A 24,648-nucleotide genomic window follows, 5' to 3' on the forward strand; every position below is an offset into this window, starting at 1 on the left:
TATGATTCAACCGCGCGGAGCCGGTGGCAAGTCCGGCGTCGGCCGGCTTGTTCTAAGACAGGGACAGCGCCGTGCGTTTTTTCAAATCAAAGACTTCAGGTTCAGAAAGAACATGTAGCTTCACATCATGAATCGACATCGTCTGGTCCGCAGAGGCCTCAGAAATATTTGTGTACGTTACGCCCCGGCCATCTAAGACGTAAACTGCATTTTCACCCATGATACGAAACTTTTCATTTTCAACGATGATCGCCGTCCCTTCATCAATCCCAATTCCCAAGACGCCGGGATTTAGGGCGACCGCCCCCAAAAGTCTGCCAATACGACCCCGCTGAGCAAAGTGCTGATCGATGATTAAACTTTCCACAAATCGCATTCCCGGAGCCATCATCCAATTTCCCACCTTGTGGGATTCGGCATTTTCTCCTCCAACAAGCATGATTTCACCCATCACACTTGCTCCGGCAGATGTTCCTGCAAGCGTTCCACCTTTTTTAAAAACGTCGATGATGTAATCCATCACCAATGTGCCACCAAGCTTACTGGTCAGCTTTAACTGATCCCCACCGGTGAAAAAAACCACTTTCGCTTTATCAAACATTTTTTGCAGGTCCATATTACGAACTTCTTCGGGCTGATTGCAGTGAAAGTGTTCGATTTTTTTGACGCCCAGTTTTTTAAAGATTTCACGGTACTCGGGATAAACTTCTTCGGGCACTTCACTAGCGGCGGTGATAACAATGAGCTTTCCGCCATTCACTCGGGCGGCGATTTCTTTTAAGATTCTTTTTTCTCCTGTTTTATCCTCACGTCCTCCAATGATAATGAGTGTTCCGTGGGGATGGAGTACTTTGACATGTCTGGCTTCAGATCGACGGATCTTTTTCTTTGCGGATTCCATAAACATCAAATTCCCTTCTTGATTCAGGAGGTCTGTTAATGAAATTTAATTTTCCATCTTTCATCAGGATCTGTCCTCGGGAAATTACATGTTTCATCTCAAAGGTCTGTTTATCAAACACAGCGATGTCGGCGTCACAGCCGACGGCAAGGCGCCCTTTCCGGCTGAGTTTCAAGGCTTGAGCCGTGTTGCTAGTAAAATGTTTTAACAAGTCCTCGAGTTTAAAACCATGTTTAAGCACACAGGTTCTTAATTCATACCAAAGATCTGCAGGTGGGCCTTTGCTGGCGTCAGATGACACGGTCAATTGATCCAAGGGACCTTTCATTTCCAAATAGACTTGATACCAATAACTGAAATCACGATCCCACAAATCAAGATCCACGTAACATCCTCGTCGCGCCATCTCGACAGCCTCTTTGATAAGAGCTTCGCTGCGACCGATATGAGTGATGTGAAAGTTTCCGGGTAAGACGACATGTTTTTCCATCAAATCACGCAAGGTCTGCATTCGGCGATTGCCATCGCCCACATGGATGTGAGAGATGCCTGGCTTATTTGCCAGCATGCCGCCGACATAGGAATCAATGCAGGCTTTCGCCAAATCCTTAAGATCCGGCTCTGGAGCACGGCGATCGGCGATGGCAAGTTCTCCGACACCAATCACTTCGGGAATAAAAATAAGATCGTTACGAACAGAATCCGTCAAAGTTTTCGGAGGACAATCATAACCACCGGTATAGCAGTAGGCCGTCAGCCCTAACTCATTAAAGGCTTTGCAGCGAGCGATAAGCTCGGGCATAGACTTTGTTGTCGTATCGACTCCAATGGTTCCAATGAGTGTCGTCACACCGCCAGCGACAGCTTCGGATAATAAAATACTCATGGACTGTGAATGAAAGCCTCCGATTTCGCCACTGCCACCCGCTAAGTGCAGGTGAGGATCAATCAGTCCCGGAATCAGATAGCAGCCGGTGCAATCCAGACTTTCGATTTCAAGATCTTTAAGCGTTGCCGCTTCAAGTTTTCCGATTTTACTAATACTAGTCCCTGAGACAAAAATATCTTGTCCCAGAAACTGTGTACCATCGAAATACTGACCCTTCTGCAGATAGATAAACATTTATTGCCACGCTACATGGGAGTCTTCCTGATAAGGTCTTTCCTCGGGCTGCGGAAGATTCAAAATCGACACAGGGTCGTATTCACGCATGGCTTTCATGACCGCGCTAATATCCTCGTAAAGAATCACAAGGATTTCGTCTTCCTGAATCTCTGAAAGCCCTTGGCTCACAGCCGCGTCCTCTTTCAGACAAATTTCATGTTCCAAACCAGGAAAGTCTTTGTTAAACATCTCGGCGATAAGTTTTGGTAGCTCTCCATGCAGGCGACCCCGAAGGTCTGCATCATCCCGCAAAATGACTTTATCAAAGTATTCGGCGGCTTTCTTTGCCCCTGAAAGAATGATTTCTGTGGAGCGATCGCCGGGAAGTCCCAAAACCACCGTCTTCTTGAAATTTGTCCAGCGACGCAGCATCTCACCGACGTTCGTGATTGCATCTGCATTGTGACCGTAGTCCAGTATCGCGTAACCAGCCCCGACACGATACAGGTTTAAGCGACCTTTGTTTTCCGATGCGGGGTGGAAGTTCTGAATAGAGTCTAAAACTCGTTCTGCGGGAATTCCCATTGCGATACTGGCGGCCAACGCTGCCAGTATATTTGAAATTTGGAACTCGGCCATGCCGCCTAAAGTAATCGGCATGTCGCTGGCGTAGGCCAAACTTTGCACACTTCCTTTGTACGACATCACTAAGTGACCATCTTCAAGCCAGCACGCATCTCGCCCCATCGACAGTTGTTCGGCAAATGCAGGACTGTCTGGCTTAGTTGAGAAGACAATGATATTGCAACCATGCTTTTTAACGCGATTGTTATGAATTAATGACATGCAGTGCTCATCATCAGCATTGAGCACCAAAGTTCCCCCACGCCGAACACGTTCAGCGACAAGCGATTTGATCCACAAAATATCGTCCACCGTTTCGATGCCATCTTGTCCGATGTGATCGGAACGAATATTCGTAATTATGCCCACGTCCGACCAATCATAGGCCAAGCCACCACGAAGCAAACCTCCGCGAGCTAATTCTAAAACCGCGCAATCGACGGCTTGATCACTTAATACCATGTCTGCTGAGAGTGGACCTGAACAGTCACCCGAACATATTTTCTTTTCACCAATCCAGATACCATCAGTATTTGTCATACCGACGCATTTTTTTCCATTGTCGGACATAATTTTATGAAGAAGCCGTGCTACGGTTGTTTTGCCGTTCGTTCCCGTCACACTTAAAATAGGAATACGAGCTTCTTCTTCATCTTTATACATCATATCGACAATCATCGAACCTACATGCGGCTCATCTTCTTTCTTATCCAGAAGATGCATCCGCAAACCCGGCCCCGCATTCACTTCAATTATGACAAGTCCACCTTCTGCAATGGACTTCGTAATATCCTTAGAAATTATGTCGATCCCACAGATGTCCAGACCGACCAAACGCGCGATGCGCTCACAAAGGATTCGCACTTCTGGTGACGCGGATTGAGTCACATCAATCGCCGTTCCGCCACTAGAGAGATTGGCATTCCCACGCAGGGTGATTTTTTGATCGGCGCTTGGGATGCTTTCGACATTCAGACCTTGTTTTACCAGATGCTGCGTGAGGATCGGGTCGATAACAACTTTAGAAAGATAGCTTTCATGCCCATCACCACGTAAAGGATCTGAGTTGAGCTTTTCTATGAGATTGGCAATAGTGCTTTTCCCATCGCCGACCACAAAAGGTGGCACGCGCTCTGCCGCCGCCGCGAACTTGCCATCAATAACCAACACACGATAGTCCCGGCCTTGCTGCATTTCTTCAATAATGAAACGCGACGAGAGGGCCTTCGCATTATGGTAAGCCTGCTTTAACTCTTCCACGTTTTGGAGGTTTAAGTGAACTCCCTCGCCGTGATGACCATCAAAAGGTTTCAAAACATACGGAGCAGAAAGCCCTTCAATCGCAGAAGCAATTTCTTCTTCATCATAAATAGTAACTCCATGGGGAACAGGGATTAGTGCTTGTCGCAAGAGAGATTTTGTCATCTCTTTGTCTTGCACTAGATCCGCCGCGATCAAGCTTGTGCGATCGGTGATCGCCGATTGCACGCGTCTCTGCTTCACACCATAACCCAATTGAATCAGACTTTCTGATCCAATACGTTTTGTGGGAATTTTCTTTTTCTTTGCGGCCTTAACTAAGCACTCAGCACTTGGACCCAATGCACTTCGTTTATACGCCTTTTTAATATTGTTTAAGAAATAAGGAACGTCGACACTGGTGTTGTGCAACACATCTTCAACGAGATTGAAAGCCGAACGAAGGCATTCCACCATGCCTCCCTCATTATCAAAGCGAATGATCACATCGTACAGGCCCGGCTTCCCTGCATAACGAGACTTACCATATGTCATATCCATGCCACTCATCGTAGAAAGTTCCAATGCCACGTGCTCAATGATGTGAGCCATATAGGTGCCTCTTTCTAAGCGTTGGAAAAATCCCCCAGGAACGCCTGGTGAACACGTATGATCGTAAAGACTGGGAAGAGCTGTTTTAAGCCCATCGACAAAACCAGGAATTTCATTGCTGGGCTTATCTGTCCACTCTTCAAGACTCACTCTCATGACCATAACGGGAAGATGGTGATAGACATTGGGACCATAGATCGGTTTAAAACTGACGATTTTCATGAAGCAGCTCCATTTGCAACCACTACAATTAACACGTCGTTTTGTAGGCAAGCCAACAGGCGATCTTAAAATTTCTGACTTTTAATTACGCCCTGAGTTTTTTCATTGTCGTTTGTCCACAGAGTTTATTTTAGCTTGATTCGGGACAAAAATTTCTTGGGAAAAAGCCGTATTGCTGTTTGGCAACACGGCTTTCATTTTTAGATCTGACGTTGATGAGAGCTCGAATGGCTGTGCTTTTGACTCAGAGGATGCATCAGAATTTCTATGTCCTCTTCCAAAGCTTCCTCCACTTTGGTTTTGTATTTATTTTTCATTTCTTTCATATCTTCAGCAATTTGTTGCTCTTGTTCTTTCGTAAACCATTTTTTAGCTTGCGGAAAGATTTCGCCTTCTTCTTCTTCGACGTGGTGTTCGACGATCTCACAAAGAACTTTGATTTTTGCTTTCCATTCTTCTTCTTCCGCATCCATACGAGAAAGCTCATTTAAAAGAAGCGCCATCACGTGATGTTCTTCTCCGCCTTCCCACGCCAGCTCTTCTCCTTCTTTTTCTTTAGCGGCCGTTTTTAAGGGCTCATAGAAAACTTGCTCTTCAGCTTTGGCATGGGCCGTGAGTTCTGTTTTTAAAGTATCGAAAAGATGTTCAGCTTCAGCGTATTCTTCGCCGTCCAGACAGTCTTCGATTTTTTCAAAAAGTTTTTCGACTTCGCGGTGGTCTTTTTTCAGCACGTCATAAATGCTTGCCATAATTACCCCCCTTTTTATCCTTATAGGCTCCACAATACCTTTTCAAAATATGAGTGAGCACATCCTGTGTCGAATGACGTGGTCGTTTCCGTTTCTTCGTCGAGGGGAAAAAATGACAAGTTTTGATAAGATGAAGGAGTGAAATAACCAGGAGGTCTTATGCATACCCATGGAAGATCCGTTAAAGGTCATATCAAAGACACCGAGCGCGATAAAAAGCAGGATAGCTATCAAACCACCGGCGGAAGACAGAATATGCGCCAAACCCCTGAAAAGAACACTCACAATTATACGCGAGATGATCTGGGATACAGTGACCGTGACACCCGCGGCTACGACAAACATCACAAAGGAAATTATTAAAAAAAGCCCGCGTTTATCGCGGGCTTTTCAATTTAATTTTTGATAACGACTTTGACGCAACTGTCTTGTTTATCTTTAAACATCTTGTATGCGTCCGGTGCTTGATCGATGGAAATGCGATGAGTGATAAGGAACGATGGATCCACTCTTCCTTGCAAAATCAGATCTAAAAGTTCTGGCATATACTTTTTGACATGAGTTTGTCCCATCTTCATCGTCAAAGCTTTCCCGAACGCTGCTCCCATGGGAACTTTATCAAGCAAGCCTCCATAAACACCTGGAATCGAAACGGTCCCCCCCTTTCGGCAGGCCTGAATCGCTTGGCGAAGTGCTACAGGTCGATCCGTCGTCATCTTCGCTACCATTTTCACATGCTCGTATTTGCTGTAAAGATCCGTCCCATGCGCTTCCATTCCCACCGCATCAATGCAAGAGTCAGGGCCGCGTCCACCCGTCATGATATTCAAAGAATCCAGCACGTCGACCTCTTCATAGTTTAAGGTCTCGGCATTGCAAACCTCACGGGCCATACGCAAACGCTCTGGAACATGGTCAATAGCGATCACGCGCTCAGCTCCCAGCAAATACGCACTTTGGATTGCAAAAAGTCCAACGGGTCCACAACCCCAGACCGCGACTGTATCACCTCTTTGAATATTGCAGTTCACCGCGGCCATGTATCCCGTGGGAAAGATATCACTAAGAAAAAGCAATTTATCATCGTCCATATCTTTGGGAACAACCAATGGCCCCACATCCCCATATGGGACGCGCGCATACTCGGCCTGGCCGCCGGCATAACCGCCATACATGTGCGAATAACCGAACAGACCAGCACCACCGTGACCGTAAACTTTTTCCGCAACTTCGGGTTTGGGATTGCTGTTATCACAAAGAGAGTAATCCTTGCGCTCACAGAAAAAACAATGACCGCATGAGATATTAAACGGCACAACGACTTTATCACCGATCTTTAAGTTTTTCACGCTGGGACCCAGCTCAACAACTTCACCCATAAACTCATGCCCTAAGATATCCCCTTTTTGCATCGTCGGAATAACACCGTCGTACAAATGCAGATCAGAACCACAAATCGCCGTCGAGGTGATCTTCACCACAATATCGCGAGGATTGAGAATGCGTGGATCTGGAACCTTTTCAACTTCAACATGGTTACTTCCTTGCCAACAAACTGCTCTCATCGGTGCCTCCTTTAATGAAGTGCCGTTTTAGTTTCGTGTTCTCGATTATTTCCTGCGGGCTGCCCTTCGACGGTCGGTATTTCTCGGGCTTCAAAAAGGGCACGCAATTTAAACAAATTTAAACGCAGATTTCGGCCGGGACTTTCCCCAAGAAGTTTTTCAAAAAGCTCGGTGATTTTTCCGCCGGGAAGATCATAGGCTAGTTTTACTTTTACTTGTGTTCCTCGACCGTAGGGTAGTTCCAAAAACTCCACTCGACCGGAATGTTGAAGATCTTCGGTGGCGCCGACTGATTTCCATGCAATTAAAGAAAAAGGCACTTCCTGAACAATTTCACAGTCCCACTCGATGGTCTTTTTACCCTTAAGGGCTTTCCAAACCCAATGCGATTTCGTCTCTGAAGTCACAACGACGGATTCTAACTGCTCTGTAAAAAGAGTGAAGTGTGTTACATCCCGCCAGAAGTTATAGAGCTCCTTAGCAGAAGCTTGGATGGTGATTGCCTCCTCTGTGTAAACATCATCGGGCAAGGTGTTTACACGCTGGCTTTCCTTCGAGCTGACTATTTCTTTTTCCATGACTTCTCCTTTCTTGAAGAGAATTAAAGATCTAAATCTGGTTCAGGGGGTGGCAGCGGCGGCGGCTGAGGCGTCGACAGGAGTTCTCCGCGAGTGTACCCCGCTCCACGAGTGGCGCGTGCCATTGCATTGATTGAAAATTTCGGTGTGCGATCGGCTTTGAAAAGCCCATTGGCTTCTTGGAAAGTGTCGGTAAATTGCGTGTAACAAAATCCGCAAAAAAGATCGACACGGTGGATGGCATCCATCAACTTCTCATACTTTCTTCTAAACTCTCCCGATGATTGCACTGACGAATACCCCCAAGTGGAAGTTCTTTCGGATGGATCGACAAAGGCGATACCACCAAACTCCGTGATCATCACTGGTTGACCTCCGTGCGGATAACCTTCAACAGTCAGGACACGTCCCCCAGGACGATACTTCGTTAGCACATCGCCAATGTTTTGATGAGAAGTGTACTTTTTCAAAATACGTTCAGGCTGATCATCGTAGTCATGAATTCCTAAAAGGTCTGTCGCCGTACTTTCCCAACCGTCATTTCCGATGCAGGGCCGTGTCGGATCTAAGGTTTTAGTGATGTGATACAGGGCTTGCACACAATGCTGATGACTTTCTTTTTCTGCCAAGTCCGGCACTCCCCAGGATTCGTTGAAAGGCACCCAAAGAATTACACTGGGATGATTCATATCTCGATCTATGACTTCGACCCATTCTTTCAGAATTCTTTCCACCGATTCATGCGTGAAGCGGTAGGCACTGGGCATTTCACCCCACACCACAAGTCCCAAAACATCCGCCCAATAGAAGAATTCAGGATCCTCGATCTTTTGATGCTTTCGGACTCCATTAAATCCCGCTGCTTTAATCAATTCGATGTCCGTTTTTAAAGACTCGGATGACGGAGGTGTCATAAATGTGTCGGGCCAGTATCCTTGATCCAGAACCATGCGCAAATAGTAAGGTCGGCCATTCAACATGAAGCGATCGCCGTGAAAGGCCACACTTCGCAAAGCCGTATAGCTTTTCACTTTATCCAAAAGAAAATTACGATCCCACAGCTCAACATGAACTGTAATCAACGTAGGCTTTTCAGGACTCCATAAAAGTTCGTTGCGAAAGTCATCAATACCTGGATCCGAAAAAGCGATGCGACGGTGCACTTCTTTGTGAACGACATCGTAAGAGTCTTGAGCCAACAGTTTTCCATCACATTCCATACGTACGCGCACTTGAAGACCGTCAGCACAAGGACCGGCGACAAAAACTTCGCATCCTACTTCCCATCTTTCAATGAGCGGAGTCAGACGCAATTTTTCTATGTATGTTTCAAAAACTTCCTCAATCCAAACGGTCTGCCAAATTCCACTGGTGCGTGGATACCAGATACTGTGTGGGTCTTTTTGCCAGTCTTGTTTTCCACGCGGCTTTGCTAAGTCGAAAGGATCGTCGTCCGCACAGACTGAAATCACTTGATCACCGGTATCGCTTAAGGCCTCGGTGATGTCCAGTGTAAAAGGTGTATGACCCCCTTCATGACTGCCTATATACGAACCGTTCACCCAAACTTTCGCTTCGTAGTCAACGGCACCAAAATGCAAGAGTATTCGCTTGCGTGCAATTCGTTGCACCTCAAAGCGACGTTGGTACCAACAGCGAGGATGAAATCCCGTATCGCCGATTCCACTGGCTTTACACTCTGGCACAAAAGGCACCTGGATTTTAAGTGGCCATTCTTTAATTTGTGACGGGTGTGAAAATACCTGTGCATCATCAAACAAAAAAGACCAACTGCCGTTGAGTGACATCCAATTACTTCGTTGAAAGTTTTTTCGAGGATACGGATCTAAGGTGATTTCATTTCGCTGTGGCATGGAACCCTCCGCGTTAGCTAGAGCGCAACTGCTTCTAAATATGAAAGCCTGTTGTCGTTTTCGCACTATGTATTTAGGCACCGGCCTCGGAGACCTTTTGAAACCGCATTCAAATTGGATTCAAAATAAAACTCACCAAAAAACATTTTCCCTCAACAACTTTCGAAAGGTGCAACATGAGTCTTACTTGTGAAGCTTCAGACTTGCTTGTGTTCTCTCATCTCCGCTGGAACTTTGTATTCCAAAGACCTCAACATCTTATGTCGCGTTTCGCGACCTTTCGTCGAGTGTACTTCATCGAAGAGCCGATTTTTCATTCGGCCGATGAAGCGGAGTTGGAACTTCATCAGTCCAAAGAAGGTGTGACCGTGGTCGTCCCTCACCTCCCAGAAAAAATCGGAGCGAAGGATCATGATTTAGTTCTGCAAAAGCTGCTGGATAATTTAATGAATGAAGAAATGATTGAAGACTACGCGGCCTGGTACTACACGCCGATGGCGCTGAACTTCAGTCGTCATCTTTCGCCTTCCGTCACTATTTATGACTGCATGGATGAGCTTTCTAAATTCCACGGTGCCCCCCGCGAACTATTAGACCGCGAGCAAGAACTATTAACGAAGGCCGACTTGGTATTCACCGGTGGCTACTCGCTGTATGAAGCAAAAAAAGACCGACATGAACATGTTCATCCGTTTCCAAGTGGAATCGACATTCATCACTTCAATACGGCTCGAGGCAATAAGAATGATCCCGAAGATCAAAAACACATTCCTCATCCACGCATGGGCTTTATTGGCGTGATTGACGAAAGAATGGATATTGATCTTGTTCGCCAGACGGCAGAACTTCGTCCCGACTGGAACTTTATTATGATTGGCCCCGTCGTAAAGATCGATCCTGCAAGCTTACCGCAGCTTCCCAATATTTATTATCTAGGTAAGAAGGACTATGCCGATCTTCCAAAATACATGGCGGGTTGGGATTGTGCCTTGATGCCTTTCGCGCGCAACGAGGCCACTCGTTTTATCAGTCCCACTAAAACTCCGGAATATTTGGCCGCCGGCTGTCCCGTGGTTTCCACACCTATTCGCGACGTGGTGGAGCCCTACGGCAATCGCAAACTTGTCGCCATTGGCGAAACCGCGCAAGAATTTGTGGCTCATATCGAAGAGGCTCTGGATCGCAACAAGTACGATGCCGACTGGCTGGATGTTGTTGATGAATTTTTAAAAGACATCACTTGGGACGAGACCTGGAAAAAGATGGCGCATTTAGAAACACATCATACCCGTCTCAAAGCCATGCTACCGGGATTGAAGAACACGGATTCCATGAACATCAACTTTTTACGAGGAATGTGATTTGTGACCAAACCAGAAATTTGGATAGGCATGGAATGCACGTTGAATCGGGTTGGTAACAGATACTTTAACCAGCTTGATTATAACGGCCACCTTCTTAGAGATAGCGACTTAGATATGTTTGCCCAATTAGGTGCTAAACGCATTCGCTATCCTTGTGTTTGGGAGCAGGTCTCAAGCAAAGAAGGCGTCTATAGCTGGCAGGGCATGGACCAGCGCTTGGACGCTCTTCGAAAACGGGGACTTGTGCCCATCGCAGGACTGCTTCATCATGGAAGTGGTCCCCTATTCACGAATCTTTTAGATCCCCAGTTCCCTGAAAAATTGGCGCGTTATGCGCGCGACTTCGCAAGCCGCTATCCTTGGATTAATGACTACACTCCTATCAACGAAATTCTAACCACAGCCCGCTTTAGCTGTCTTTATGGCCATTGGTTTCCTCATCGTCACGACGATCGTAGCTTCACGAAAGCGCTGTACTTACAGTGCAAGGCCACGTCCATGGCCATGCAGGAGATTCGCAAAATCAACCCCGAGGCCCGACTGATTCAAACCGAAGACATGGGACGTGTTGAAAGCACCGAGCTGCTGACTTACCAACGCGATTTTGAAAACAATCGTCGCTGGTTAAGCTTTGATCTTTTAATGGGAAAGGTTGATTCGGCCCATCCTCTTTACACCTATGTAAAACACGGTGTGACCGACGCCGAATTAAAATGGCTGCAAGACAATCCATGCATCCCTGATATTCTAGGTATCAATCACTATCAGCTTAGCAATCGCTATTTAGATGAACGCTTAGAGCACTATCCTTCTTTCCTGCACGGAGGGAATCATCTGCACGCTTATGCGGATGTCGGTGCTATCGATACCGGGCAACTTGTCTCTGCGTCACCCTACACTATTTTCAAAGAAGTCTGGGATCGTTACCATCTGCCGCTCGCCGTCACCGAAGTTCATACGCGCGGGTACCGTGAAGATCAAATGCTGTGGATGTCAGAAATTTGGCAAGCCACCACGAAACTTTTGACAGAGGGTGCTGATATTCGTGCGGTCACGGCCTGGAGTCTTCTCGGAACCTTCAACTGGAATACGCTGTGCACACGTGATGAAAGATTTTACGAACCCGGAGTGTATGACCTGCGCACGCCGGACGGTAAACCTCGCGCCACCGTTTTGACGAAGATGGTGAAGTCGCTTTCGGAAACAGGGACATTTGAGCATCCGCTTTTAAACGAAACTGTGCGTTGGCGAAATCCCTCGCGGGCGCTCTATGCTCCGGCTTCTCTGTATTCAGAACTTTCCGTACCGTCAAAAAATCGCAAAGCCGTTTTAATTACTGGAGGAAGAGGAACTTTGGGTCGCGCATTTGCTCGTGTGTGTGCTATTCGTAACATCCCCTACTTTCTTTTAGATCGCAGTCGCTTGGATATAACCAACCGCGAAAAGGTGCGCGAGATTCTGAATGATATCAAACCTTGGGCGGTGATCAATGCCGCAGGCTATGTCAAAGTCGATCGCGCGGAATTTGAGGCCTTGAAATGTTTTAAAGAAAATGTCGAAGGTCCTCGCATCTTAGCCGAAGAATGCGCAAAGGATCACATCGCATTTCTGACTTTTTCGTCCGACATGGTTTTTGATGGGCTTCAAGAGAATCCTTATTTAGAAAGCAGTCAGGTAGCTCCGTTGAATGTTTATGGGCGATCTAAAGCTCAAGCTGAAGAAAAAGTTCTGACCGCCTACGATCAGGCCCTGGTGGTACGTACAAGTTCCTTCTTTGGCCCCTGGGACGAATACAACTTTATCACTCGATGTTTAAAAACTGTTAATCGTAATTTGAATTTTTATGCACCGGAAGACACGAAGGTTTCGCCGACATATGTGCCGGATCTTGTGAACGCCAGTTTGGATCTTCTGGTCGATCAGGAAAAAGGATTGATTCATTTAACAAACGACGCCGATGTCAGTTGGTCCGACTTTGCCGCGATGGCGGCCAGTCATCTTCCGGAAAACAAATCCGACTACATCATCAAAAAGTCGTACCAAGAAATGGGAGCCGTGGCACGTCGGCCAGCCCACAGTTCATTAAGCAGTGAACGCTATCGACTGCTGCCACGTTTAGAAGATGCTTTGGACAGATACTTTCAACAACTGGAAATAGCGATTCAATAAGGAGACAACATGAAAACGGAAATTGGAATTGCAGGTGCTGGATTCGCAGGAGCCGTTTTAGCCCGAGAACTTGCCGAAACGGGTCGCTTTAAAATCACGGTGTTTGATGAGCGCGAACACATTGCGGGAAACTGTCACACCGTCCGTGATCCCGAAACCGGCGTTATGGTGCATGAGTATGGTCCGCATATTTTTAATACCAGTCGCCAAGATGTCTGGGACTATGTCAACCGCTGGTCCCCCTTCATTCCTTTTACAAATCGTGTGAAGGCCGTCACGGAAAAAGGTGTTTTCTCTTTGCCAGTCAATCTTTTGACCATCAATCAGTTCTTTCAAAAAAAAATGACTCCTCTAGAAGCCGAAGAATTTATTAAAGAGCAAAGTAAGAAGGATATTTCAGAACCTCAAACTTTTGAAGAGCAGGCTTTGAAATTCTTAGGACCCGATCTTTATCGAAATTTCTTTTATGGTTACACGAAAAAACAATGGGGTGTTGAACCTACAGAACTGCCCGCCTCGATCTTAAAGCGTCTGCCCGTGCGGTTTAACTATGACGACAACTACTACAATCAGAAATACCAGGGCATCCCACAAGAAGGATACACGGCTATTGTCAAAAAAATCCTGGATCACCCTGCGATTGAGGTCCGTCTAAAAACGCGTCTGTCTCCGGAAGACAAATCCAAGTTCCATCATATCTTTTGGAGTGGTCCTATGGACGGGTATTTTAAATTTAAATTAGGACGTCTGCGCTACCGCACTTTGAAGTTTGAGCGCTTTACTGCCGAGGGCGATTTTCAAGGAAATCCGGTCATCAATTATTGCGAAGAACAAGTCCCGTACACACGCATCACCGAACACAAGCACTTCGCCCCCTGGGAAGAACACCAAAAGACGGTCTGCTTTAAAGAGTACAGCGCCCTGTGTACGGAAAAAGATACGCCTTACTATCCCTTGCGTCTTTCTGAAGACATGTCGTTGTTAAAACAATACATGGAGCTTGCAGAGTCAGAAAAAAATGTGACCTTCATCGGTCGCCTCGGAACCTATCGCTATCTCGACATGCATGTCGTGATCGGCGAATCCCTAGATCTTGCCAAAGTATGTTTAGACAAAAACACAGCAGAATGGCCCCGCTTTAGCCATTCTCCGATTTAAAGGAGGAAAGTTATGCGTGTATTAGTTACTGGCGGCGCCGGTTACATCGGAAGTCACGTGGTTCGCCAACTTATTGAGGAAGGTCACCAAGTGCTGGTCCTTGATGACCTGTCAGAGGGGCATTTAAAGGCGGTTCATCCGGAAGCTCTTTTTATTCCCGGAAGCACGGCCCACTCGGAACTATTGGTTAAAACTTTTCAAGAATACAGAATCGAGGCTGTTTTGCACTTTGCCGCAAATATCGAAGTGGCAGAAAGCGTCGAGAACCCATACAAATATTATCACAACAATGTTTCAAATACGGTGACACTTTTGCACGCTATGCATGAAGCGAAAGTAGAAAAGCTGGTCTTTTCATCCACTGCCGCAGTGTACGGTGAACCGCAAGAAATTCCGGTCGAAGAGCATCACTTACGTCAACCGGTAAATCCCTATGGCAAAAGTAAAATGATGGTTGAAATGGTCATCGAGGATTTTGCCAAAGCCTATGGCTTGCAGTACGCAATCCTAAGATACTTCAACGTCTGCGGAGCAGCCCCCGATGCAACGATAGGGGAAGATCATCCGCACGAAACTCACTTGATTCCGCGCATTTTAAAATCGGCACTGCAAGCCCAGCCCGAGGTCAAAATATTCGGAACCGACTATCCCACGCCCGATGGAACCTGCGTACGCGATTATGTGCACGTCATGGATTTAGCGACCGCGCATACTTTAGCTTTAACTTCTTTAAGACCCGGTAATAACGAAGTCTATAATATCGGAAGTGAAAAAGGTTTTTCCGTGCGTGAAATTCTGCAAGCCTGCGAAAGAGCAACGCAGGTTGAATTTATCGTCAAAGAAGAAAAGCGTCGGCCCGGAGACCCCGCTGTGCTGGTCGCCAGCAGCCAAAAAATCCAACGTAAATTAGGATGGCAACGAATGTATCCGCACATTGACACCATCATCGCCCACGCCTGGAACTGGCATCGCACTCATCCCAACGGCTACAGCGAAAAGCACGCGGAATTCAAAACACAGTATCAACAACTTTAGGAGGAACTATGAGAGACAATCAAAAAATCCGTTATGCCGTTGTCGGTTTAGGACATATCGCGCAGACGGCCGTTCTGCCGGGTTTCAAAAATGCCAAAAACTCGGTACTGACCGCTTTGGTCTCTGGCGACGAAACCAAACTGAAAAAGTTAGGAAAAAAATATAAGGTCGAAAATCTTTATCACTACGATGATTATGAAGAATGTCTGAGCAGTGGTTTGATTGATGCCGTCTATATTGCCACCCCGAATGTGCATCACCGTGAGTTTGCGGAAAAAGCGGCCTATCACGGCATTCACGTCCTTACTGAAAAACCCATCGCTACTACGGTCTCTGACGCGATCTCGATGATGAGAGCCGCCGACCGGAATGACGTGAAAATGATGGTGGCTTACCGTCTTCACTTTGATCCAGCCAACCTTAAGGCCATTGAGATTGCACAAAGCGGCAAGCTGGGCGAGTTGCGCATTTTCAACTCTCTATTTTCCTATCAACTGACAGATCCTACCAACATCCGCCTTCAGGCAGAGCAAGGTGGCGGACCACTTTTAGATATCGGTGTTTATTGTTTAAATGCCGCTCGTTACCTTTTCCGTGATGAGCCTGTGGAATGCTTTGCTTGGACGATGAATAGTTCTGATGAACGTTTTAGCGAAGTTGAAGAGATGATGTCGGTAACATTGCGTTTTCCTGAAACTCGTGTGGCTACTTTCACGATCAGTTTCGGTGCTTCCGACACCGCTTCATATGACGTTGTCGGCACCAAGGGCTGCCTGCGTTTAGAGAACGCTTATGAGTACGCCGAGGACATGGAGCTGACGACGACAATCAATGGAAAAGACAAAACCTACACTTTCAAAAAACACGATCAGTTTGGTCCAGAGCTGGAATACTTCTCTGAATGTATCTTGAAAGATCAACAACCAGAACCTTCCGCAGAAGAGGGTCTTCTTGATATTAAGATTATTGAGGCTCTATTTGAGTCAGCGCGATACGGTAGACCAGTCAAACTCGACTACTTCAAAAAAACGACTCGCCCATCGGAAGCGCAAAAAATTAAAAAGCCGGCTCGGTCGGAACCCGATGTCGTTCACGCCCGCAGCCCTCACAATTAATAACTTGGCTGACATTTCAGCCATAACAAGGAGGAAGACATGGCTACTAGATCAACCAGCTCAAGGAGCTCATCAGGCCGTAGCTCTACTGGCAGAACTCGTTCTTCGTCATCTGGTTCGGGCTCACGCTCGAGCACATCATCATCTCGCTCAGGCGGATCAAGCTCTCGCTCTGGCGGTGAATCCACTCGTCGCGCGTCAGGAAGCTCGTCGGGTCGCGGTTACGAAGATATCTACGAATCTCGTGGTGGCGGACGTGGCTCCTATGAAGACTATGGTGGCCAAGGTTCTCGCCGCTATCAAGATTACGGAGGCAGAGACGACATGTACGAATCTCGCGGTGGTGGTCGCGGATCAGACGACTACGGCAGAGAAGACTACGGTCGTTATGAAGGATCACGCAACTATAGCGGCGGTTATGGTTCGGAAAGAGAACCATCTCGTGGTTATGGCAGCAGCGAACGTTGGAGTGAAGAACGCGGTTCTTCAAGAGGCGGTTCAGGTCGTTACAGCGATCAAGAGCGTGGCATGAGTCAACGTCGCTACTCTGAAGACTTCGACGATGACCGCTCTTCACGTTATGGTCGTGGAGGTTCAAGCTCAAGTCGCGGTCAAGGCACGAACTACAGCAGTCGTGATTTTGACGACGACCGCATGAGCCGAAACTTCAGCGACGACGACGAAGATACAAGATACGGACGCAGCGGTAGCAGCCGTTGGGAAGATGAGGATGATGACATGGATGACTATGATGAAGTCAACCGCAGTCACCGCTCATCAAACACTTACTAAATCTTTCGCGCGGGAAGACCTATAAACGAAACAGGTCTTCCTGCCACATCTCCCGAAATTTGAAAACGACATCTATTCAACATTCTTTTTCTTTGCAGTTACATTTTGGAACTAGCCACAAGAACCGCTCCCCGAGCGGCTTTCAAGACATTCTCTTATTTCACACATCCATCGTCTGGTTTATTACAGAATGAGGTCCTGTTCTTCAAAACCCTTGTCCTGATTTTGAAGTATTCGTAATGTTTTATACACAGTCCGGGTAAGTCCTCCGTTAGTGTTTGTTAACGCACAAATTCATGGAGGAATAATGCCAATTAGCAAAAAGAAAACATTATTCTCACGTTTCAGCACTGCGCTTTTAACTACATCTCTTCTCACGATGGTTGCCTGTAGCAACGGTGGCGGAGGAGAAGTCGCTCTCCCGGATGACCCGACATCAGAAGGAGCAGCCGAAGCACCTTCGGGAACGGTGGAAAAACCCATCACCGAAACACCAGGAAGTGTGACCGACTCACAAAGAGAAGCCATTCTCAAAAACTATGACCACGTCGATCCCTCCCACATAGTCCCTTATAAATCTTTGGAAGACGCGCTTATTTACTTCCACCAAAACAAATCGCGATTCTCGAATCAAAATTATCTTTCCATTATCAACTTCGGACAAAGCTCTAAAGAAAAACGTTTCTATATCATTGATATGAAAACCGGAAGCGTATGGGCGATGCACGTAGCCCATGGAAAGGGTTCGGATTCCAACCACGACGGTATGGCTGAGAAGTTCAGCAACGTCTCTGGTTCCAATGCCAGCTCTTTGGGTGTTTATAAAGCGGCAGAGTCTTATAACGGCAGCAATGGTCTTTCGTTGCGCCTTGATGGACTTTCTTCGACGAACTCCAATGCCCGTTCACGCGCTATCGTCATTCATGGTGCGAACTACGTCCAAGAATCCAATGTGATTCAAGGTCGTAGCTGGGGATGCCCGGCAGTCGCGATGGAAAATCGTGATGCCGTTATTAAGTATCTAAAAGGTGGCAGTATGGTTTACGCCGTGGTCGACACAGGCGGCACCGAAGCTCCTTCTGTCCCGTCGGTTCCTTCTGACGGCACTTATACCATGCATGCCCTTTCTTGGGAGACTTCAAGCAATCCCGAAAGAAAGCAATGGTCACAATACCTCATGAAACTTCTTTTAAACGACTGGAGTTCATTGCTTAACGGCGCAAGTGACATGAAAGACTTCTGTCCACGTTACGCCTCTTTAAGCAATCATGATCGTGCCAACGTGTGGGCGCAGCTTTTCTCAGCAATGACAAAATTCGAAAGCAATTACAATCCTCTGTCTAGAATGCACGAAACAACGATGGGTACTGATCCTATCACGAAAAAACCCGTGTATTCCGAGGGTCTATTGCAGCTTTCTTATCAAGACATCACGGGTTGGAATTTCTGTAAGTTTGATTGGAACAAGGATAAAAACTTAAGTGCGACGAGCCCTAAGAAGACGATTCTTGATCCGTACATCAACCTTCACTGCGGTGTCGGCATCATGGCAAAACAAGTGGCACGCAAAGGTGTCATTAAATTAGGAACTGGTGCTTATTGGGCCGTGATTAAAACCAATAGCAAGTATCAAAAAATCAGCCAGATCACTTCGATGGTCAGAGCTCTTCCGCTTTGTAAATAATCCGTCTTTGCGAAAATCTTGAAACCACCGCTGGGGCCCCATTCTGGGGCCTTGGCTTTTTTAGTAGCTGCGCTTTGAACGAATCCACAGACGAATCGGAGAGAGTTCTTTTTCCGTGATCCCGACGAAATGAGCGTGAATCTTGAACAAGGGCTCAGTACCAGTCAATTCCTCACAAGAATCAATACGCAGAGGAATTTTGGGAATACCAATTTCTTCAAATAAAGGTGAGTTCATACGCAGAATTTTACCTACGGGCACCGCTGTTGAAGAAGAAATAGTCACTCCTAATTCAGACAAAGCGGTGATCTCTGTTTTCGTCTCCCATTCCGCCTTAAAGCGCACACTGGCAGAGGAAAATTGAACCGTGTCTTCAGGTTTCTTAACCAACAGATTGCGAATCTTCGCTAAAAGCAACTCGGGGTCGATCGGCTTCACAATATAGTCATTCACACCGGATTCTATCCCCTTTTCAATATCCGATTTTTCTCGTTTGCCCGTCAAAAGTATCACGGGTATTTTCGCCAAAAGAGGTTGCTTACGGATCGTGCGAGTGAGCGCATAGCCGTCACCGCTTCCAGGCATCACGGCATCGGTAATTACGAGGTCAAAGGCGCTTTGCGCCAACGAATGCAAAGCTTCTACGGCATTTGTGCAAGCAGTAACAAGGTGTCCATCTTTGCCGAGAAGCGCTTCCAGTGTTAACAAAACACTTCTTTGGTCATCTACAATTAATATTTTTGCCATCGCTTCTCCTTCCTGCCCTGATTAGGCGGCTTTCTTTTCTGCTAAATATGTTTTGAGTTCATTTAAAGACGTTGTGAACTGTTCTTCAATCTGTGTGATGAAGTCTGCGGCCGACGGCACTTCGGTCAATTGTTCCACCGTCGCGCAAAGCTCTGCCAATCTTTGTGCTCCTAAAGTGGCCGCCGCTGACTTTAAGGCATGAGCCGCTTCGCTTAAACCGGTCACGTCAAATTCTTGGAAAGATTTTTTCATCGAAGAAATCAATCCGGGAGCTGAAAACTCCAGATCCTCAATCAAGACCGCCACGAGGTTTTGATCTTTTACGACGTAACTTTCTAATTGAGCGAGAGCTTTTAAATCCAAAGTGATTTCTTGAGCCGGAAGCCATCGTTGCAAAACCTCTAGCAGGTGCTGAAGTTCAATCGGTTTGGCTAAAAAGCCGTTCATGCCGGATTCGGTGTAAATACTTTTATCCGCACCACCTGCATCAGCTGTTAGTGCAATGACCGGCGTCTGAGCTTTTTCACCTTTCAGCTGACGAATGCGTTTCGTTGCCTCAAAACCGTTTAATACCGGCATCTGGCAATCCATAAAGATCAAATCATATTTCTGATGCTGGCATTTTTCAAAAGCCACCAGACCATTGCTTGCTAGATCCACATCCAGCCCCAGTTTGCGCAGATAGTTCTGTGCTACACGTTGGTTCACTACTTGATCTTCTACAACTAAGACAGTGCCTTTAAAGATTTTTGCAAACTTCGTATCACTGAATCTAGGAATGTCCTGTTCATTTGCTATCGGCAAAGTCACCGTGAACCAGAAATTCGATCCCAGACCCACGACACTCTCGACGCCTATTTCACCCTGCATGAGATCCACAAGTTGCTTACAGATGGAAAGACCTAAGCCGGTGCCGCCCGCTTTGGCGCCATTCTTAGTTTGAAAATATTTTTGAAACAAGGAGCGCCGTTCTTCTTCCTTTAAGCCAGGGCCGGTGTCTTTGACCTCAAACTTCAAAGCATAAGAATTTCCCTGCGGAACTGCGCTGATATCCAAACTGACAAAGCCTTTGTCAGTGAACTTCACTGCATTTCCAATAAGATTCATTAAAATCTGACGAAGTCGTCCTGCATCCCCGACGAAGTATTTGGGCATTTTGTCAGAGATATGCATCTTTAAGCCCACGTTCTTTTCAGCGACCGTGGCCTTAAACATCTCAGTGATATCTCGTGCCAAGAATTTTAAATCGAAAGCCTGAGGATCTAAACTGACTTTGCCCGCCTCAATTTTTGAATAATCCAAGATATCGTTGATCAACATCAGTAAAGATTCCGCCGATCTTTTAACCGTCCCGACGTATTCTTTTTGCTCTTCATTCAGAGGCGTATCCGCTAAGAGTGTCGTCATCCCAATGACACCATTCATGGGTGTACGGATCTCATGGCTCATGGCTGCTAAAAAGTCTGATTTCTTTAAAGACGCTTCTAAAGCGGCTTCTCGGGCTCGAGCCCATTCTTGTTCAATCATTTTCCGACGACTGACGTCACGGAAAACAACAAGCGCTCCGGCGATGCCTCCGTCGATATCATTCAAGGACCGACTGCTGAGCGATATGTAAGTGCCCTGTGGGTGAGTTTCATTCTGCACAAATATTTCTAAATCATCGACTTGTTCCCCACGTAATGCGCGATAAAACGGAAGATTCTTTTGAGTGTAGATTTCACCACTAACCACATTGAAAAAACCGATTTCTTCCACACTGACTTCTGTCGCTACGTCTTTAACATGCGTGCCGATGATTCTTTGTGCTGCCGCATTGTAATGAGTGAAGGAGCCTTTACTGTCGGTGACAACCAAAGCTTCGCTCATACTATTTAAAATCGTGTCTAAAAGAATAGAGCGGGTTTGTAAGGAAGCCGCCAAAGTTTTTTGCTTACGCGCTTCCTGTTTTTGCCAGACACGACTGAAAACCAAGAGAGCCATTAAAAGACCAACGACCACTCCTAAGAATTCAATACGCTGCCAAAAAGGGGCCGAAGCCGAATTCAGAGGAAAGATTTTCGTCACTTCCGTTAAAACCGAAGCGCTGGCTGGCAAACGTATCGTCCGCCCTTGCTGTCGCTCCGTTAAAACTTTATTTACAGATTCAAAATGAGTGTGCAAAACTCGGTTCAACTGCACGGCTTTCTTTTGAAGGGCGGCATCACCCGTTACAAGTTTTGTTAACAAACCCATCTGATAATTCAGCAATAAGACTTGCTGATTGTAATCAGCTAAGTCTTGAGCTTTGCGGTGATGGATAAAAAGTTTCTCGGACGCTTCAGCACGTTCAATAATTTCGCCGATCTTATGCAAAGTAACGACCACCTCTTGCGGAGTTTCCTTCGTCGCCACTTTCGTCAGGAAATGGGGATGTTGATAAAGGTAAACTCCGAGCGCACAGAAAAGAACTAAGGCTAGCTCTACTCCCCATTTCGCCACAAAAGTTTTAAAAAACGATGCTGAATTCATAAGCATCTTTTCGGCTATTTACGTCTTGAAATGAAATGTTCTGCGGCCATTCTAGACCAAAGACAGAAGACTCACTTATTGAAGGCTTTTATATTTCTTCTGCGCATCCGGCGAATAATACCGGTTATAAACCTTAATGAACTCTGCATCGAGTTTAAACTCCTTGCGCAAAGACTCAGTTTTAGCGACGACCTCTTTACCGAACTCAGATTTTTCGCAGCCCACACGTGGATCCAACACTTCCAGACCCTCTTTCACAAAATAGAAGGTGAATTTATCGTTGTCGGCTTCGAAGGGATAACCTAGATAAACGTCAATACGGCCCAATCCTAATAAAGCTTTGAGCTCATGATCGACATTCAAACTTTTCTTCTCCACCAATTTGACTTCATTTTTTTTTGCTAGGCTGGAGTTGATTTTCTTGCCATAAAATCTTTCAGCAACCAAACCGAGAGTCAGACTTTCATCCTTGAGAATCCGATCGAAATCGATCAAGCCCGGCTTCACCACATACTTTGAAATCTTAGGGTCATCTTTTCGCGTAATCACGCCCGCTGGATATCCTTGCAGAAGCGGGGTTCCGAACTCAATGAATTTCGCGCGCTCCGGATTTTTTAAAACCATCAACGAGCACACTTTCATCTTTTTTTTCAACTGCTGCAAAATGCGTAAGAAAGGCACTTCGACGACTTGATGTTTGTATTCAGGCATTCGAGCCGTGAGCAGTTGATGGATCTCGACCATGTATCCTGGAGGACTGGCGCGAAAATCAACAGCCGGCGGCAGATCAAAAAAGAGCCAATATATCGTCTGCGGAGCTTTTGCTGGCGCCTGGGCCCAGGCTGAATAGAAACTTAAGATAATCAACAAGAAGGTGCAGACTCTCATTCGCGAACTCCCACCGTGACCAGTTGAGGATTTAAAAGGCGAAGAACTTCCTTCGGCGACATGGAAACTAAAAAACCTCGTTTGCCGCCATTGATATAGATCACGTCTAAATCAGCGATGCTTTTTTCCATAAACACGGGCATTTTTCGTTTAGTACCAAAGGGGGATGTCCCTCCGACCTGATAACCCGAATGTCGATCGGCCACTTCCGGTTTGCACGGAGAAATCGTTTTCACACCCAATTCACGCGCCAACTGTTTGGTCGAAACTTGCAAATCACCGTGCATAAGTACAACGAGCGGAGACTTGTCGTCAGCTTCCATGATCAGAGTTTTAATGACGATGTGTTCGTCAACTCCCAATTGCTGCGAGGAATGCTTCGTCCCGCCTTTTTCCTGATACGGAAAAAGATGACCCATGTAGCTCACGTTATGAGCCAGGAGTTCACGTATCGCCAGAGTCATAGGGAACTTTTCTTTATCAGTCATCATCTATGACACTAGCACCTGCCTTGCAACAGAAGCAATGAAAGCTTTTTACTTACTATTCGCACAAAGCGCGGGGACTAAAGCATTCGTCGGCTCGACACGAGCACGTGTTCCAAACATTTGAGCCGCGTGATGAAGGGCATTCTTGAAGGAACCGCTGCCTACCGGATAAACTTCATAGCCATCACGGTATGTCGGTGTATAACCTACACCGAAGATCTTCGCTTTTTGGTTTCCCTCTTTAGAAAGACCGACATAGGCCACAGTGCCGGTTTTTCTTTGCACGTCTTTTTGGAAAGCCACGAAATTTCCTAACGAGTATACAATCAAAGCCTCACGCCCGTCGGTCGTTACGTATTTTTCCCAAGGCTGTAAAACATGGGGATGAGAGCCTATGACGGCGGTAGCCCCCGCCTCTAAGAATTTGCGAGCGAAACTTTTCTGCTTGCTATCGGGAGTATGACTGTATTCCACGCCCCAGTGCGGAAGCACGATCACCGCATCAACATCGGAACGCGACGAAAGATTCTTGATAATGCTAAGAATTCTTTCGGTGTTATAGCAGGAAAGAACTTGGTCTTTGTGATCCGTGCGCCCATTCGTCATTTCCGTGCAACCTAAAAAAGCCACGCGCATGTTGCGAATGGTAGCGATACGATGAAAGTCGGCATTGCGTTCTTCGGCGATGCGAGTTCCCACAACTGGAAGTCCAATATTTCGAGCCGCTTGAATGGTACGATCCACACCGATCGCGTGGCGATCCAAGGAGTGGTTATTGGCGACCGTCAAAAGATCATATCCTGACTTTTGCAAGTCCGACAAAATGCGCGGATGGAAGTTAAAGACCATGTTCGTGCCAGAGTAAATATTCAAGTCGTAAGTAAACCCCACGTCGCCGTGGTCTCTTCCCATTTTATCGATACCCAAAGCTGCGGGGCCTTCTAAGTTCCCCACAGAAAAATCAGCCTTTTGCATCAGTCCGTTCGTGCGGTTCCAGATCTGAGAGAAGTCTTTACTTCCCGCCATCACTGATTTGTAAAGCATGTCGTGAATAAGAATATCACCGACAAAAGAAAGAGTGGCGATCTGATTGCGAGCATCGCAAGAGGTTGAATAAGTCAAATCCGGTCCCGCATGGGCTGTAAACGCGAATAATAAGGAAGTGATAATATATTTTTTCATAGTTCTATTCTTATTCCGCTTTCATGGCCGAGGAATCATCACCGTG

At 46.5% G+C, this 24,648-nt stretch carries 20 protein-coding genes; 8 read left to right on the forward strand and 12 right to left on the reverse strand.

Features of this window, described 5'->3' with window-relative positions; translation table 11 throughout:
• Positions 1-52 precede the first annotated feature (52 nt).
• The 4 genes from AZI87_RS01925 to AZI87_RS01940 all read right to left on the reverse strand — a co-directional run bounded on the left by AZI87_RS01925 (position 53) and on the right by AZI87_RS01940 (position 5,452).
• On the reverse strand, positions 53-907 hold the full coding sequence (locus AZI87_RS01925; protein WP_216635244.1) for a cyanophycinase: 855 nt from the start codon (positions 905-907) through the stop codon (positions 53-55).
• Positions 867-2,024: an amidohydrolase family protein gene (locus tag AZI87_RS01930; protein ID WP_063204751.1), complete on the reverse strand. Its 1,158-nt coding sequence runs from the start codon at positions 2,022-2,024 to the stop codon at positions 867-869. Before AZI87_RS01930 ends, AZI87_RS01925 begins: the two co-directional genes overlap by 41 nt.
• Positions 2,025-4,703, reverse strand: a complete 2,679-nt coding sequence (gene cphA, locus AZI87_RS01935; RefSeq protein ID WP_063204752.1) for a cyanophycin synthetase — start codon at positions 4,701-4,703, stop codon at positions 2,025-2,027. It abuts the gene before it with no gap.
• A gap of 200 nt (positions 4,704-4,903) precedes the next feature.
• Positions 4,904-5,452, reverse strand: coding sequence for a hemerythrin domain-containing protein (locus tag AZI87_RS01940; RefSeq protein ID WP_063204753.1), 549 nt, complete (start codon positions 5,450-5,452; stop codon positions 4,904-4,906).
• Between the two features lie 159 nt (positions 5,453-5,611).
• Here AZI87_RS01940 and AZI87_RS01945 point away from each other — a divergent pair, with 159 nt between their 5' ends.
• The gene (locus AZI87_RS01945; protein WP_063204754.1) at positions 5,612-5,815 is read left to right on the forward strand and encodes a hypothetical protein; all 204 of its coding nucleotides are present in this window, start codon (positions 5,612-5,614) and stop codon (positions 5,813-5,815) included.
• Positions 5,816-5,847: 32 nt separating this feature from the next.
• Here AZI87_RS01945 and AZI87_RS01950 read toward each other — a convergent pair whose 3' ends face one another.
• The 3 genes from AZI87_RS01950 to AZI87_RS01960 are packed head-to-tail and all read right to left on the reverse strand — an operon-like array spanning position 5,848 to position 9,469.
• Positions 5,848-7,017, reverse strand: a complete 1,170-nt coding sequence (locus AZI87_RS01950; protein ID WP_063204755.1) for a zinc-dependent alcohol dehydrogenase — start codon at positions 7,015-7,017, stop codon at positions 5,848-5,850.
• Between the two features lie 11 nt (positions 7,018-7,028).
• Positions 7,029-7,595 (reverse strand): SRPBCC family protein, encoded by a 567-nt coding sequence (locus tag AZI87_RS01955; RefSeq protein ID WP_063204756.1) that lies wholly within the window; start codon positions 7,593-7,595, stop codon positions 7,029-7,031.
• Positions 7,596-7,618: 23 nt separating this feature from the next.
• Positions 7,619-9,469 carry a glycoside hydrolase family 2 protein gene (locus AZI87_RS01960; protein WP_063204757.1) on the reverse strand — a complete coding sequence of 617 codons (1,851 nt, stop codon included), beginning with the start codon at positions 9,467-9,469 and terminating at the stop codon, positions 7,619-7,621.
• A 176-nt stretch (positions 9,470-9,645) separates the two neighbouring features.
• On the opposite strand from AZI87_RS01960, the gene AZI87_RS01970 reads away from it, so the two are divergent.
• The 7 genes from AZI87_RS01970 (at position 9,646) to AZI87_RS18250 (ending at position 18,786) form a co-directional block, all read left to right on the forward strand.
• The gene (locus AZI87_RS01970) at positions 9,646-10,830 is read left to right on the forward strand and encodes a glycosyltransferase family 1 protein (protein ID WP_063204759.1); all 1,185 of its coding nucleotides are present in this window, start codon (positions 9,646-9,648) and stop codon (positions 10,828-10,830) included.
• A gap of 30 nt (positions 10,831-10,860) precedes the next feature.
• Positions 10,861-13,002: a family 1 glycosylhydrolase gene (locus AZI87_RS01975; protein ID WP_063206531.1), complete on the forward strand. Its 2,142-nt coding sequence runs from the start codon at positions 10,861-10,863 to the stop codon at positions 13,000-13,002.
• A gap of 9 nt (positions 13,003-13,011) precedes the next feature.
• Positions 13,012-14,160: a UDP-galactopyranose mutase gene (glf, locus tag AZI87_RS01980; protein ID WP_063204760.1), complete on the forward strand. Its 1,149-nt coding sequence runs from the start codon at positions 13,012-13,014 to the stop codon at positions 14,158-14,160.
• A gap of 12 nt (positions 14,161-14,172) precedes the next feature.
• Positions 14,173-15,195 (forward strand): UDP-glucose 4-epimerase GalE, encoded by a 1,023-nt coding sequence (galE, locus tag AZI87_RS01985; RefSeq protein ID WP_063204761.1) that lies wholly within the window; start codon positions 14,173-14,175, stop codon positions 15,193-15,195.
• 8 nt (positions 15,196-15,203) lie between these two features.
• Positions 15,204-16,310 carry a Gfo/Idh/MocA family protein gene (locus tag AZI87_RS01990; protein WP_063204762.1) on the forward strand — a complete coding sequence of 369 codons (1,107 nt, stop codon included), beginning with the start codon at positions 15,204-15,206 and terminating at the stop codon, positions 16,308-16,310.
• Positions 16,311-16,349: 39 nt separating this feature from the next.
• The gene (locus AZI87_RS18075) at positions 16,350-17,102 is read left to right on the forward strand and encodes a hypothetical protein (RefSeq protein WP_155722479.1); all 753 of its coding nucleotides are present in this window, start codon (positions 16,350-16,352) and stop codon (positions 17,100-17,102) included.
• A 307-nt stretch (positions 17,103-17,409) separates the two neighbouring features.
• Complete coding sequence (locus tag AZI87_RS18250; RefSeq protein WP_253696348.1) at positions 17,410-18,786, forward strand: murein L,D-transpeptidase catalytic domain family protein; 1,377 nt, start codon at positions 17,410-17,412, stop codon at positions 18,784-18,786.
• 60 nt (positions 18,787-18,846) lie between these two features.
• Here AZI87_RS18250 and AZI87_RS02010 read toward each other — a convergent pair whose 3' ends face one another.
• The 5 genes from AZI87_RS02010 to AZI87_RS02030 all read right to left on the reverse strand — a co-directional run bounded on the left by AZI87_RS02010 (position 18,847) and on the right by AZI87_RS02030 (position 24,602).
• Positions 18,847-19,533 carry a response regulator gene (locus AZI87_RS02010; RefSeq protein WP_063204765.1) on the reverse strand — a complete coding sequence of 229 codons (687 nt, stop codon included), beginning with the start codon at positions 19,531-19,533 and terminating at the stop codon, positions 18,847-18,849.
• Positions 19,534-19,554: 21 nt separating this feature from the next.
• Positions 19,555-22,044 carry a response regulator gene (locus tag AZI87_RS02015; RefSeq protein WP_063204766.1) on the reverse strand — a complete coding sequence of 830 codons (2,490 nt, stop codon included), beginning with the start codon at positions 22,042-22,044 and terminating at the stop codon, positions 19,555-19,557.
• A 75-nt stretch (positions 22,045-22,119) separates the two neighbouring features.
• A complete protein-coding gene (locus tag AZI87_RS02020; RefSeq protein ID WP_063204767.1) occupies positions 22,120-22,932 on the reverse strand; it encodes a TIGR02285 family protein in 813 nt (270 codons plus the stop codon).
• On the reverse strand, positions 22,929-23,420 hold the full coding sequence (locus AZI87_RS02025; RefSeq protein ID WP_063206532.1) for an aminoacyl-tRNA deacylase: 492 nt from the start codon (positions 23,418-23,420) through the stop codon (positions 22,929-22,931). The genes AZI87_RS02020 and AZI87_RS02025 overlap by 4 nt, the downstream gene beginning before the upstream one ends.
• A 48-nt stretch (positions 23,421-23,468) precedes the next feature.
• Positions 23,469-24,602: a CapA family protein gene (locus AZI87_RS02030; RefSeq protein ID WP_063204768.1), complete on the reverse strand. Its 1,134-nt coding sequence runs from the start codon at positions 24,600-24,602 to the stop codon at positions 23,469-23,471.
• Positions 24,603-24,648 lie beyond the last annotated feature (46 nt).

It is taken from the genome of Bdellovibrio bacteriovorus (assembly GCF_001592745.1).
Taxonomy (GTDB): domain Bacteria; phylum Bdellovibrionota; class Bdellovibrionia; order Bdellovibrionales; family Bdellovibrionaceae; genus Bdellovibrio; species Bdellovibrio bacteriovorus_B.